The organism is Peredibacter starrii (genome assembly GCF_034259205.1).
In the GTDB taxonomy this organism is placed as follows: domain Bacteria; phylum Bdellovibrionota; class Bacteriovoracia; order Bacteriovoracales; family Bacteriovoracaceae; genus Peredibacter; species Peredibacter starrii.
The window spans coordinates 2,806,056-2,819,444 of record NZ_CP139487.1; the positions used below are offsets into that span (position 1 = coordinate 2,806,056).

The following is a 13,389-nucleotide window of genomic DNA, read 5'->3' on the forward strand; positions in this document are numbered from 1 at the left end:
TGGCCCTGAAAAGGGCCCTTTATCATTACTCGCGATTAAAATTTCTTCCGCCACCGCGTGAAAAGCCGCCTTCACGGTTTCCACCGAAACGATTACCGCCGGCCGGTCTTTCCGGACGAGGGTTGGCCTCAGTCACGCGTAAAGCACGTCCACCTACTTCTTGACCGTTTAAGGCCTCGATAGCAGCTGTTCCAAGTTCATCAGTGGCCATTTCAACAAAAGCGAAACCTTTAGAGCGGCCAGTCTCTTGATCCATGATGACTTTTGCAGACACCACTTCTCCGACTTTTCTGAAAACTTCTTCTAATTCCTGTGATCTTAGAGAATACGAGAGATTACCAACATAGAGTCTTTTACCCATAAAAACGTCCTCCTTCAGAACGCAAAGCTAAACAATGCATACATTCATGCCAGAGAGTTCTTGTGAAGGGTGGAGCAAAAGACAAAACCTTAACTTGTGACTCACGGTGAAAGTAGGCCAAAGTAACTGTCTTATTATATATTCCCCACAGACTGATTTCTACTGGAAATGAAATATAGCGGAGTGTCGAATGACTAAAACTATGATTCTGGGAAAAGATGCGGCCTTAGAAGATACTATTTCTCGTCTGAAAGGACTCCTTTTAGACTGGGGCTTCGATGTTGAAGAGGCATCCTGGTTAAATCCAGTCCCCAATGTCTGGTCAGTTCATATTCGCGATCGTTATTGTCCTTATCTCTTCACCAATGGAAAAGGCACAAGCAAAGAAGCGGCCCTCGCCAGTGCTCTAGGTGAATTCTTTGAGCGCTTAAACTGTAACTACTTTTTTGCTGACTATTATCTTGGTGAACAAGTCGCTAATTCTGAGTTCGTTCATTATCCGCAAGAGAAATGGTTCCCCTTCACGGAGTCTATGCCAAAAGGCCTCATGAATGAATCACTGTGGAAGTTCTATGATTCAGATAATGATCTGAGGCCCGTTGATTTAGTTGATACCAACTCTGGAAATATCGAACGCGGCATCTGCGCTCTTCCCTACACTCAGGTTGCTGATGGAAAAACTTATTACATCCCCATGAATATTGTGGGGAATTTGTATGTGTCCAATGGCATGTCGGCCGGTAATACAAAAACAGAAGCGCGGGTTCAGGCCTTGTCTGAAATCTTTGAACGCTCGATCAAGCATCAAATTCTGTCTGAGGGAATTTCACTTCCAAATATTCCGGAGGAAGTCTTAAATCGTTATCCCAAAGTTGTGGAAGCAATCAGAGAACTCGAGACCCATGGATTTCCGATTATCTGCAAAGATGCATCGATGGGTGGAAAATATCCCGTGATAAGTGTCACCCTATTAAATCCTAAAGAAGGAACCGCATTCGCTTCATTTGGTGCTCATCCAAAATTTGAAGTGGCACTTGAGAGAACCTTGACGGAACTTCTTCAAGGTCGCCGACTTGATCAACTTAACGTTTTCTCTCCTCCGAGTTTTGAACTTGATGATGTAAAAGATCATTTAAATATTGAGGCCCATTTTATTGATTCAAGCGGACTCATTCATTGGAACTTTTTTAAAGAAACTCCCGACTTTCCATTCTCGGACTGGAACTTTGGTGGAGCGACAACAGAATCCGAGTATCAGGCACTGATTGGGATTTTCCATGAGATGGAAAAAGACGTCTACATCATGGACTTTGAACACCTGAAAGTTTACGGATGTCGCATTCATGTACCGGGTGTTTCGGAAATTTATCCCGCCATTGATCTCACGTGGGACAATAACAATTCATGTAACAGCATTCGTGAGAAAATTCTGAGTTGTCATGAACTCTCGCAGGATGAATTGATTGAACTTCATAATGAAATCGAAAATAAGGGGCTCGAGGACATGCTTCTCGTGAGTCATGCCATTGGAGTGATTCCTGATGCTGATACAGTGTGGGCCGATCTTCGTTTTGGAGAATTTAAAGCGATGCTCGCCTTGGCAGCAAAAGACCATGAACTTTCCAAAGCAGGAATTGATTGGAGCCTTCACTTTGCTCCTTTAAAACAAGAGAGACGTCTCCTTTATATGTGCCTTCAGACTCTCCTTCAAATGGAGATGGATGATACGCTTAATACGAATGAATATCTCCCGACAGTGGAGAAGATCTATGGTAAAGAGATGGTCGATCGAGCTCAGAAACTTATCGATGGTTTTGAGAAGTTTGACGGACTTCACGAATCAGACCTAAGCTTGAAGGGCTTTGATATGCACCAGAAGCTCATTACTTCTTATGAGAAGCTACAAAGAGCAAAGAGAATCTGGGCGGAGAACAACAGAACGAAATGAAGCCACTTTTTTTTAGTCCCGAATTTTCCATGAACTTTGTCTGGCGTGAACGTTTTCATCTCAGAGCAGGCTCAGTTCGCCCTCATAATAAAAAACAAATCTCTGAAGGACTTCGGAACATGTCTCCGGAGTCCATTCGAAATCGCTTCCTTGGCTCTAAAAGAGAATTCTCAGATCAAGAACTTAAATATCTCACAAGCCTCGATGGCTGGAACCACTATGCCATTGGTATTGAGGAACAAGATGGCCAGAAACGAGGAATAGCAATTGTTCGGATGGTGCGCGCATCTCATGACATTCATGAGGCAGAAGTGGCCGTGACCATCATTGACGACTTTCAAAGAAAGGGTCTTGGTAGTTTTCTTCTGAATTTAATTATTCTGGCCGCGATGGAACGAGACATTCACACTCTATCATTCACCTTTCTTCCATCAAATGATGGAATCGTGAAGATCATTCATAAGGTGGGCGTACCTTACCCTGGCCCGCATAATTCGGACTACGTTCAATTGTTCTTAGACGTTAAGAAATACGATGTGAATGAAGTTAAAGGCAGACTCGCAAAGACCCTTCCGGAAATTTTAAATTTCAATTTCCCCTGAACCTTCCAGCGACTGATACTTCTCACTTAGGAATTTGAAGTAAGCTTCTTTCTCAAGCTTCAATGTTTTTACGATTGAATGAAAAAGGGCCGGCTCTTTCATAAGAAGAAGACCGAACTCACCTCTTAGTTTTGACCATGGTTTAGAGAGGGCCTTTTTAAAATCGGCCAGGAGGCCAAGTCTTACTGGATCGCGAAGACAAGAAAGGCTTTCAGCAATACATTTCGCTTCTAGGACTTCACTAAATTCTTCCATGTCCATTTTTTTAATTTCTTCTACTTCTTCCTGAGAAAGGTTCACACCGATCTGAGAAACCACTGATCCAAACTTCGTCGTATCAGGAATCTCACGATTAAAACCTTTAATTCCTAATACACGACCTTTTGAGAAGAAAGTTTTTTCCATCGTACGGGCCGTTACTCTGTTCATCTCACTCGCCCACACCATGATGATGTGTTTATCTGTTTGGTAAACATATTGGTCGTGGTTACGAAGCGGAGTCAGAAAACCTTTAGTGCTTGAACCACGAATATCAAGGGCAGAATCTGTACCGTCTTCATTAAGGTCGTAGTGACCTCTCATTCTTGTTTTACCGGCAACCATTGGGATACCGTAATAGAATGAACGGTCATATCCTTCCCAAGAAAGCTTCTGAGCACGGGCCGGAAGTTTTGTTTGAAGAAGTTCAAGATTTCCCATCAGACCTTGTTTGAAAAGCTCGTGGTGAGAAGAATCTTCCGGATTAAGGACGAAGTGAAAAGTTGCGCGCTTGCCTTTGAATTGAGCACCTGTAACATCAGTAATAAATGGCCCAAGAACCAGCTGACGACGCTTAAGATTTTCTTCTGATATTGAAAATAAAACTTCAGTAGGAGAGATTTTTTTAACCTCTACGATAAATTGGTTTTGAAGTCCCATTGAAACAACTGCTAGGTCGATTACAGAAACACCAACACTTGCCTGGAACTGAATACCACCGTACATCTGGTAGCTACCAAAGTCCCCTTCGTTCCAACGAAGCACATCATTCAATGTTTCCGGCATCTCAAAAGGCAGAGCTTTTTGTTCTTTTGAATTTCTGAAACGAACCATGGTCTTCATGGCGCCTTTATAGGGAGTAAGACCAACTGAAACTACACTCTTAGCAAGGGCCGAAACACCAAGGCCACCTTCGATACTCTGACGATTTACTTCAATCCAACCCAGGTCTTTTTGAATTGGGTAGAAGTTAAAACGATCCATCATGATCGGAGCTGAGTATTGAATATTGATTCTTGAATAAGCAATTTGAACCAGAGGATTGAAGGCGAAGATGTCTGTGCCGTTCTTACCAAAGGCGCTGAATTCACCACTTGTATTGACCGAGAAAGGCAGGGCGAAGGGGTTGGCCTTTGTTCTTTGGGTCTGAAGGAAACGAATATCCAGAGTCTCGTCAGCTTGAACGAATCCTACCCAAAGGCTCAATAAAAGAATGAAGTATTTCATGGAGAAATGGTAAGGCGGGCGGGGATTTTACGGGGGAAAATGGAGGTAAGTTGGTAATTTTTATCTGCCAAAATAAAGAGGAGGCCAAGGCCCCCTCTTTTATAAGTCCCTCAAAGTTGGCAGGAAATGTTGTCTCTGCCGAAATCGGGGTTAAAGCATTTCTCGTACTTGAGCGTCTGTCAGCTCCACGTGATTGGGGTTATGTTCCACAACACTCTCCCCACCTTCTGGATTTTTGCCCCAGATATAAGTTTCAAATTCATGAGACAGATCCAGTCCGCTGAAGAACTCAAGGTTGTTCTTGAAGTGTTCAGTGGTGATAACTGTGTGTTTATAGGCCGCAAAGTATCCACGAAGGAAGGCCTTCAAACCACCCATATCCTGAAGACGGTAATCCAGGTAAGACATAAATTTGTTACCTAGATCGTAAGCTCTTTTATCTGTATTGCGTTGGTAAACAGAATGAGCACCTAAGTTACTGCCTGGAAATGCAACAGTCGGTACCCTCTGATAACCTTTATCTCTCCAACTCGCGATGGCCTCATCGATCCAACCAGAGTTTCCATTCGCAGGCATCACACCTTTTGCGAAATACGAGTGAAGCATTTCATGATCTAACGCCGGTAGCGAAGTCTGTGTCGCACCTGCATGTTCCATGCCACCAGTACCCGGAAGTGTTTCATAAGCTACAAGTGAATCATGACCCCATGGTCCATAATCTGCTTCAAGCTCTTTCATGACCTTGATTGATTCAGCTTGGAAGCGTGCTGGACGTGACCACCACGGACCGTAAACAGTAATAGGAATTTCTCTGCCGCTAATTGATGTGTAAGAGAAATCAATGCGCTTCATTCTGCCTTTCGGAGTTGTGTGGAAGTACGGGCAAGAAACTGTGTAGTACTCAGGGTAAACAATCTGGTACGAGTTTGGAGAAGTTTGAGTCACTTTTCCATTCGTGTAGATGTCCTGACGAGCAGTCGCTACTCCATCAAACTTCACATTCATCGTCATCTGGTACTGATCGAATTCAAAGTTTGAAGGAATGTATTGCTCCATGAACTTGCGGTATTTCAAATCCCGAATCCAGAATGCTGAAGAAACCTGACGAGTTAAAAAACTATAACGAACGTTTTCTCTAAATGAACTTTCCATTACCAGTGTGTGTTCACCTGGTTCAACAACCGCGTCTACCTGACGAAGCTTAGAACCATCTGGTGCCGTTGTTTCGATGATACGAACCGGTTCACCGTCCAGAGTTGCGTTCTTAGGATCTGGAATAAGATCGAACAACGGCTTTCCTGTTTTTTCAGCATTAAACACGATGGTACTCTTAACACTCGTTCTCTTCCAGAACACGTTGTAGTTCACATCGTACTGAGCAGTTTTAAAATCCACGAATACCGCACGGCCAATTGATGATTCAAAATCAGGCGGAGCCAGATGGAGATTCGCGAAAGCAGAGGTCGATAGCATTGCACTTAACAGAAGAACTTTTTTCATATTTTTTCCTTCCTGGAATTTTTATATTCGCAAGCCTTAGTCAGAAACCATTTAAAGATGGGAGTGCTGGCACCAGAGAATGAACGTTCTGGATGATACTGAACACCGAGTGCCGGTCGATCGGTATATTCAATTGCCTCTGCGATTTTATTGTCATGTGAAAACGCTGTAAGTTTCACATTTGGATACTGAGATTCATTCTCAGTGAAGTAAGGAACGCGGATGCCCTGATGATGAATTTTAAACCCCTTCACGTCTTCCGAGTAGATCTTACTCATTAAAGATGAGGGTCTTCTTTCAATTTTATCAAACTGATTCATGCGATTTGAAATGCCAGCTTCAGTTGCGAGATCAAGGTACAGGGGAATTCCCTTTGCCACCGCCATCATCTGAAGACCACGGCAGATTCCAAGCATGGGAAGCTCTTTATATTTTTCGTCCGAAGAATAAAGCTTCACAAGCTCATGCTCAAAGCCATCACGCTTCTTGCCTTCTTCTGTGAATTTTACAAGCGATCGATTGTTCTCAATGTAAGCCTTCAAGGCCGGAACTGAATAGTAATCAGGATTAATATCGGCCCCACCCGGAACAAGGACCGCATCTGTCTTCGTTAGCGCGGCTTCTGGTGTATGAATTGAAAGGTCGATGATCTCTGTTGAGTAGCCCAAGCTCCAGGCATTCATTGTAAGACGAGCACGATAAAAAAAGTCGCAATTGTATGTGCAACCAATAGTGAGAACCTCACCACGAGGGAGTTCACAGGCAGGGAGCGAAATTGGGACCAGGCTCACTAGTCCCAAAAGGAGAACTTTTTTAATCATTCATTAGATTTTAAAACAGTCTGCTATTCACTCAAGACATGTGTCTTAAGGGCAAAATCTACTCTTTGCGGAATTTAATGATCCCTATTCCGATTAATGTACTCGGGAAGTCTGGGTCGGTGAGAGTAGCTTGCTGAACAACACTGCCTCGTTCATCAATTCCAGGAGAGCCATAGAAAAGGGCATTCTGGTCTTTATAGTGAACACGGGCCGGACCTTTGTCCGTATGAACGATATCTCCCTGAGTCAGGAGTGGTCGGAAACCTTGCTCATCGTAAACGTAAAGAACTTTGCGCTTCTGGAAGTCTTCACCACGAACCGCGATTGTTCCACCACGCATTTTCGGCGTGAAGTAATCAAAACGAGAAAGTTCTTTCCCTGCACGGGCCAGGACTCTAACATTCCCATTTTCAATCAGAAGAAGCGCCTCACCTTTTCCATCATCGGCCAGGGCAACGACTCGATTGCCTTCAACTGCCAACTGGTGACGTATGGTTTTCCAAGGAGAACTTGGGTTGGCCTCTTTATCTTCAAGAATGACTTTCCAAGAGCCGGTATATTGCCAAAGACGATCAGGGGAAGTTTCGTTGTAATCACCATCACGAGTCTTGAAAGCGATTTCACCACGAGGGCCCACTTGCGGAGTGTAGATATAGGCCGCACTTGGATTGAAAAATGGAGTCACTTCCCCATTTTTCCAGATCATGATTTCTGGCGCGTCACCTTTCACTCGGAAGAACCAGCTGTCACCAGAGATTGGATAGAAACTATCCTTTGATTCAGATCGAGGTCCGAGAGTATTAAGTTCAATTTTTTTAAGAGCACCAGTGAACTCATACGAGCGCACGATGTCCATTTCATTGAACTCGTACCAGGTCACCTTTCCAAACGAGGCCTGAGGCAATGAATTCATATTGTCTGGCTCAGCTCGCGAGATCATTTTAAAGCCCTTACCAAACTGGCCCATGAAATAACCATCGACATCGAAACAGCTCAAATAGACTTGATCATTTAAAATCGCCGGCTCAGAGGTAAAGCACCAAGTATTATCTGGCGCATTCCAGGCCTGGACGTCACTGAGTCTTGCTAAAAGCTCCGGTTTAGAGAAAGCTGCCAGAGCGGTATGAGAGAACAACATGAGTGGGATTAAGTATTTCATTTTTTGAGTATACCTAAGAGAAGACATCTGTAGTTCTGACCTTTTCTTACCGATGAAGAGTTTATGGATAAGAAATTAGTAAAAGACCTTTCTACTCAATTAAAGGATCTCGCAAAGGATCTGAGTTTCCTTGGGCATCCTCGCTATCCCATTAAGGATCTGCTTCTTCTTTTCCCTCAGCACAAAACATTCATTGGCGAGTTGGAAGATATCAGTGTTCCCTTTCCGGTAAATGTCAGCATGAAGCGTAAGGCGATGGATAATTTTCTCATGGAACTCGCCAAAGCTGATGTGCCATTTTCTTTGAAGCGCATCTTCACTCAGAGAGTTCAGGACTATCACCTTCTGCTCTCGATGATGGAAAACTTCGATAATATTTTTTTCTATGATCACTGCACCGAGCTTTATGGCACAAGTCATAAGCTTGCTAAGAACAATGCGTTTCTTTATTTCCTCGAGAAAATTCCTGAATACTGTATGCCGGACACCAGTGAGGTGAAACTTCAGGGTGAAGAGGCGAGAAATTATCTTCGCACAAGGATGCTTGAAACATTCGACGCCAAAGATTTTGAAGTAAAGCCTTCGACTTCCCTTCTCTCAGATTCATCCGCGGGACGTCGAACTTTAAAACTTAATCCTTATAAGACCTACACCACCGGACACTTGGATATCTTCCTCGTTCACGAAGGTTGGGTCCACTTAGGGACTTCGATTAATGGCTCATTTCAAGAAGACAATCCTTGGCTATCAACCTGGGCCCCAAGAACGACATTTCTTCAAGAGGGTCTTGCAATCATCACTGAGCTTATCACCGGCTGTATGACGTTAGAGCGTTGGAACAAAGTGGTGCTAAGGCATCTGGCGACCTCAATGGCAGAACGCGGTTCTTCAATTACGGATGTCTACGAATACCTTCGCCATCATGACATGCAAGATCTCGATGCGTTTAAACTGGCACTTCGAGTTTTTAGAGGAGTTCCTTTAGAAGGCGGTATGGCCTTCACTAAAGAGCTTCTTTATCTTCATGGTATGATCGAGCTACTCTACCATTTACATTTCTTTAAGACTGATCTTCGCTCATTATGGGTGGGGAAAATTTCTTTTGAAGAACACATTATGCTAATGGATCACTGGGAACTGATGAGTCCGAAGGTGAAATACTTCCCGGCCTTGCTTGAGACCCCGGAAGTTCAGGCCCGACTTCAAAAACTAAAAGAGCTCTCTTTTAGCCTCTTTAATCACGGGTTCCTTTAAGCATCTCTGTTACCTGTTCAAATGACTGCATCAACTGTTCCTGAATTCCAGGATGAATGGGAGAATTGGCCAGGGCCTTCCTCATACAATAAAGCCACTGATCAGCTTCTTTTACTCCAATGGTGAAGGGAAAATGGCGCATTCTGAGTCGCGGGTGTCCATACTTTTCCATATAGAGCTGCGGACCACCGGTCCAGCCAGAAAGGAAGAATTTCAATTTCTCAGCGGACTCGCGGATGTCTCGTCCCGAGTGAGTGGCCATACAATCCTGGGCATAGGGATCAGTACTCATAATCGAGTAAAAATCATCTACCAGTTTATCAATGACCTCAAAACCACCAATTTGTTCGTACATATTCAATTCCTGACAGGCCCAATCGGAAGGGCATATTATCTACTCTCATAATCTCTGAAAAACCCGATGAGGTAAAGTCTGATTAGATTGAGTCTTAGCACTTAAGTACCATATAATGGTTAAAACACTACCGAAGGATCCTAAATGAAAGTTCTATCGTTCCTAACTCTGTCTCTTATGCTTTCTATCTCAGCTTGTTCTCACCACCATAAGAAAGACTGTTGCGGTGGCCACAAAGAAAAAATGTCATGTACGAAAGAAGACTGTAAGAAAAAATGTTGCGATAACAAAGAAAAGAAATGTGCTGACGGTTCATGCACGAAAGAAGAAAAGAAATCTTGTTGCTCTGGTGATTCTTGTCAGAAAAAATCTTAACCAAGAGATCAACCATGAAACTACTTGCAGCAGCAGTACTGCTTTTTGCATTTAAAGTTAATGCCTCCCCTTGCGATCAGGACGCTAAAAAGTTCTGCCAAGGTACCGATCCGGGTAAAGGTCAACTTGCTCGCTGTTTATCAGATTACGAAAATCAACTCTCACGCGCTTGTGCGGTCGAGCTAAAGAACTTCAAACAAGAAACTGGTAAGAAGAATCCTTGTTTCGAGGACCTTGCTGAGTACTGCTCTGATGTTCCGACTGACCCTGAGTATATTGAGTACTGCCTTCTTAAAAATGAGAACCGTCTTGGTACAAAGTGTTCAGCAGATTTCAAGACCAAGAAAGGTGGGATTTTAGTTCGTAACGTATGTGCCCAAGATGTGGCCAACAACTGTTACGGCGAAATCAATCAACCTGAAGGTGCGATTAACCGCTGTTTAATTAAGAACAAGGCGAAGCTTTCAACTTTCTGTAAAAACAAAGTTGATAAAAAGATCGCTGATCTTAAAAAGAACAATCCTTGTTTTGAAGACACGGAAAAATTCTGCCCTACTCAAGTTCGTTTCGTAGACATCCAGGATTGTTTATCTAAAAAAGGTCCGGCATTGAATCCAAGCTGTAAAAAGCTTGTGGACAACGAGGACGCAAAGTTAAAGGCCAACCCTTGTTACCGTGATCTTATCACTCACTGTAAAATGGGAATCAGTCCTGCGGATCAACAACGCTGCTTAACTGTGAATGAAAACGAATTAAGTAACTCTTGTCGCCAGTTCCGCGCCACTCAAGAAAAGAAAGTGGATCAAATGGTTGAACTGTGTGAACAAGACCGTTTAAAGCTCTGTCCAAAGGCCCCTTTCAAAGATGGCAAAGTTCTAAAATGCCTTCGAGAGAACAAGGCCAAGGTCTCGGCCTCTTGCCAAAAACTTCTTTAAGCCTCTAGGCCTCGCACTCGCGGGGCCTTTTCTTTTCTGCACTATCCACTTCTCTTTCCTTTCTTGGACTTTCCTATACTTCCTAGGCGTTTTACATATGCCCCTTTCAAAAGGAGCATACATGGGACAATTAAAACTGAATCTTGATAAGGGCAGATATGGAGGTCGTAGAAGAGGCTCTGGAAGAAAACGCGTTCACTCCAAAGGTGTTGCTCATCGGGAGCGAGAGAAGGTCAGCCATAAGACTCCCCTGCATATTAATTTCAAGTACCGAACCAACATCAAAAATAAGACCACTCTTCGTCTCTTGAAAAGGGCAATAATCAATTCCAGGTCACACGGGCTTAGAATCCTGCACTATTCGATGCAAAGTAATCATATTCATCTCATTGTTGAAGCGGTGTCGAATGAAATTCTCACAAGAGGAATGAGGTCTCTTACGATTACTTTTGCGAAAGGTCTGAAACTCGGGAAGGTTCAAACTGAGAGATATCATCTGCATGTCCTTAAAACATTGAAGGAAACGAGAAATACCATTCAATATGTCCTCTTTAATCAGCAGAAACATGAAAAAGGCACATATTCCAGGATGGATGATTATAGCTCACTGATGCAATTGAAGAATGCCTTGGAACTCATTAAGTGCTTTTCGAAGAAGAACTGGATCACCATTGAAGTAGGAAGACTCGAAGTAAGATGGCTGGATGAACCGATGAGCTATTTAGGAAGAAACTGGCCCACATCCAAAGACATGGGCCAGAGATAATTAAATTCCGAGAGTGTGATCAGCGATGATGTGATCCGCAATTCTTTCAGCGAGAGCTGAAACTGTTAGAAGCGGAGTCGCGCCAAGTGAGCGCGGAAGGATAGAAGCATCAACCACGAAGAAACCTTTATGGATCTTGCCGTCTTCTGTGAACACGCGACCGTTGTGATCTACCACACCTGTCTGAGCATCATCACCCATTGGACAACCACCTAACGGGTGAGTCGCCATCATACGGTGACCGAATACTGTCATACGAGGATTTGGTACATAGATCCCTCCATGAGCTTTAGCATACTTGGCCATCTCACGGTTAATCGTTTGGAAACCTTTTTCATTAATCACGTTCGGCCAAACTACGTGAACGCGATCTTCATAATCATCCAGACGGTAACGACCATTTGATGAATCGTGTCCGCAAGCAAAGAAGATGAGTGAATTATTAATCGCACCATCAACATCCGGCTCGGCCGTATCAAAAAGATCCTTTCGAACTTTCTTCATCTGCTCGTCAGAGAACTTGCTTGAGTTAGCGAGTGCCCAGGCAGCGAAGGCCTTAGAAACCATTGGTCCCAAAGCACTTGGAACTGTACCGTCCAAAAGAAGGTAGCGCTCCATTAGATCAACATTTTTTGGATCGTAGTTGTCTTTGCGGTAATCAGCATAAACCATGATGGCCTGCCCACTGGTTGAACCAGCACGCTTATTCAGACCGTGACCAAGGATATCAGTTTGAGTCAGCCCGTTGTAGCTGAAACCCATGATGTCACCGTTTGCTGAGAAACGAGAGCCAAGAGCTTCAGAAAGACGAAGTCCCTTGAAGCGAGATCTCATCATGATTTGAGTCGTACCCATTGAGCCCGCGGCCATGATAAGAACGTCAGCTGTAATCACGCCTTCAATTTCTTTATTTTCTTTATTCACATAGTGAATAACGTATTTACCTTCTTTCGTTTTCTCAACGTAACTCACGTCCATCATAGTGTAGATTTCTGCGCCTTGAGAACGAGCAAGCGGAAGGTAGTTCACAGTTAGAACGTTCTTTGAACCGACGTTACAACCCGAGCAGCAGTCACCACACATGGTACAAGCATTCTGAACCACTCCGTAATCATTTTTCTGCTTATCAAAAGTATGATTAACGTTAAGAAGTAGTTCTTTTACCGGAACACCAAGTTCCTCACCCATTTGCTTATGAAGCTGGGTCTTTCTTACTTTCATCGCATCCGGATGATGAGTTGAAGCAAGAACTCTCTGGGCCTTGTTCATATAGTTCGTGATCTTACCGTTAGCGAAGTCTTCACGAATTTCTTTCGGCCAGTCTTTTTGTTGCCACACCAGAGCTTCTGGTCGAGAAGCGATGGCAGCATTTAATAGTGACGTACCACCAAGACCCGAAGCACAGATGATATCCACATTACTTTTTTTATGAATGTTTGAATCAACCAGACCTTTTGGATTCATCTTATTGAAAGCAACTTTCGAAAGATCCCCACCGTCTTTTGGAAACATGCCCGGATGCCACTCACGTCCGCGTTCAAGAACACAAACCTGCTTTCCCTGCGCCGATAAACGGGCCGCAAGTACCGAACCACCGTAACCAGAACCAATGATGACTACTGGATAGTGTTTTTTAAGTTGTTTGAAATTATTGGCGATGTTTCTTGGATCTGGACCACGCGGAGATGATGCAGGTTCACGACCTGGATCTTCCTGCTTACCATCTTGTCCGTTCTGGAGAACACCGAAGAAGCCTGCACCTGCGAGTGCACCTGCTCCTGCAGAAATAAAATCACGTCGGTTAACTTTCTTTTTGTCGTCTTCCATG

At 43.7% G+C, this 13,389-nt stretch carries 13 protein-coding genes; 6 read left to right on the forward strand and 7 right to left on the reverse strand.

Features of this window, described 5'->3' with window-relative positions:
* Positions 1 to 25: 25 nt before the first annotated feature.
* Positions 26 to 361: an RNA-binding regulator gene (locus SOO65_RS14050; protein WP_321391257.1), complete on the reverse strand. Its 336-nt coding sequence runs from the start codon at positions 359 to 361 to the stop codon at positions 26 to 28.
* Between the two features lie 190 nt (positions 362 to 551).
* Between SOO65_RS14050 and ycaO the strand changes: the two genes are divergently transcribed.
* The gene (ycaO, locus tag SOO65_RS14055) at positions 552 to 2,309 is read left to right on the forward strand and encodes a 30S ribosomal protein S12 methylthiotransferase accessory factor YcaO (RefSeq protein WP_321391260.1); all 1,758 of its coding nucleotides are present in this window, start codon (positions 552 to 554) and stop codon (positions 2,307 to 2,309) included.
* Positions 2,306 to 2,911 (forward strand): GNAT family N-acetyltransferase, encoded by a 606-nt coding sequence (locus SOO65_RS14060; RefSeq protein WP_321391263.1) that lies wholly within the window; start codon positions 2,306 to 2,308, stop codon positions 2,909 to 2,911. The genes ycaO and SOO65_RS14060 overlap by 4 nt, the downstream gene beginning before the upstream one ends.
* Here SOO65_RS14060 and SOO65_RS14065 read toward each other — a convergent pair.
* The 4 genes from SOO65_RS14065 to SOO65_RS14080 form a co-directional block, all read right to left on the reverse strand.
* Positions 2,891 to 4,396 carry a hypothetical protein gene (locus SOO65_RS14065; protein ID WP_321391265.1) on the reverse strand — a complete coding sequence of 502 codons (1,506 nt, stop codon included), beginning with the start codon at positions 4,394 to 4,396 and terminating at the stop codon, positions 2,891 to 2,893. The genes SOO65_RS14060 and SOO65_RS14065 overlap by 21 nt on opposite strands.
* 150 nt (positions 4,397 to 4,546) lie before the next feature.
* Positions 4,547 to 5,896, reverse strand: coding sequence for a M1 aminopeptidase family protein (locus SOO65_RS14070; protein ID WP_321391268.1), 1,350 nt, complete (start codon positions 5,894 to 5,896; stop codon positions 4,547 to 4,549).
* The gene (locus tag SOO65_RS14075; RefSeq protein ID WP_321391271.1) at positions 5,893 to 6,717 is read right to left on the reverse strand and encodes a gamma-glutamyl-gamma-aminobutyrate hydrolase family protein; all 825 of its coding nucleotides are present in this window, start codon (positions 6,715 to 6,717) and stop codon (positions 5,893 to 5,895) included. Before SOO65_RS14075 ends, SOO65_RS14070 begins: the two co-directional genes overlap by 4 nt.
* Positions 6,718 to 6,775: 58 nt before the next feature.
* Complete coding sequence (locus SOO65_RS14080) at positions 6,776 to 7,876, reverse strand: hypothetical protein (protein WP_321391274.1); 1,101 nt, start codon at positions 7,874 to 7,876, stop codon at positions 6,776 to 6,778.
* A 63-nt stretch (positions 7,877 to 7,939) separates the two neighbouring features.
* On the opposite strand from SOO65_RS14080, the gene SOO65_RS14085 reads away from it, so the two are divergent.
* Positions 7,940 to 9,130, forward strand: coding sequence for a tyrosine/phenylalanine carboxypeptidase domain-containing protein (locus tag SOO65_RS14085; RefSeq protein ID WP_321391277.1), 1,191 nt, complete (start codon positions 7,940 to 7,942; stop codon positions 9,128 to 9,130).
* Here SOO65_RS14085 and SOO65_RS14090 read toward each other — a convergent pair.
* A complete protein-coding gene (locus tag SOO65_RS14090) occupies positions 9,111 to 9,485 on the reverse strand; it encodes a group II truncated hemoglobin (RefSeq protein WP_321391281.1) in 375 nt (124 codons plus the stop codon). The genes SOO65_RS14085 and SOO65_RS14090 overlap by 20 nt on opposite strands.
* Positions 9,486 to 9,629: 144 nt before the next feature.
* Between SOO65_RS14090 and SOO65_RS14095 the strand changes: the two genes are divergently transcribed.
* From SOO65_RS14095 to SOO65_RS14105, 3 genes are all read left to right on the forward strand, one after another.
* Complete coding sequence (locus SOO65_RS14095) at positions 9,630 to 9,860, forward strand: hypothetical protein (protein ID WP_321391283.1); 231 nt, start codon at positions 9,630 to 9,632, stop codon at positions 9,858 to 9,860.
* Positions 9,861 to 9,874: 14 nt separating this feature from the next.
* Positions 9,875 to 10,795, forward strand: coding sequence for a hypothetical protein (locus SOO65_RS14100; protein WP_321391286.1), 921 nt, complete (start codon positions 9,875 to 9,877; stop codon positions 10,793 to 10,795).
* A 121-nt stretch (positions 10,796 to 10,916) separates the two neighbouring features.
* Positions 10,917 to 11,561 (forward strand): hypothetical protein, encoded by a 645-nt coding sequence (locus tag SOO65_RS14105; RefSeq protein ID WP_321391289.1) that lies wholly within the window; start codon positions 10,917 to 10,919, stop codon positions 11,559 to 11,561.
* On the opposite strand, the gene SOO65_RS14110 is transcribed toward SOO65_RS14105, so the two are convergent.
* Positions 11,562 to 13,388 carry a GMC family oxidoreductase gene (locus SOO65_RS14110; RefSeq protein WP_321391291.1) on the reverse strand — a complete coding sequence of 609 codons (1,827 nt, stop codon included), beginning with the start codon at positions 13,386 to 13,388 and terminating at the stop codon, positions 11,562 to 11,564.
* Position 13,389: the final 1 nt, after the last annotated feature.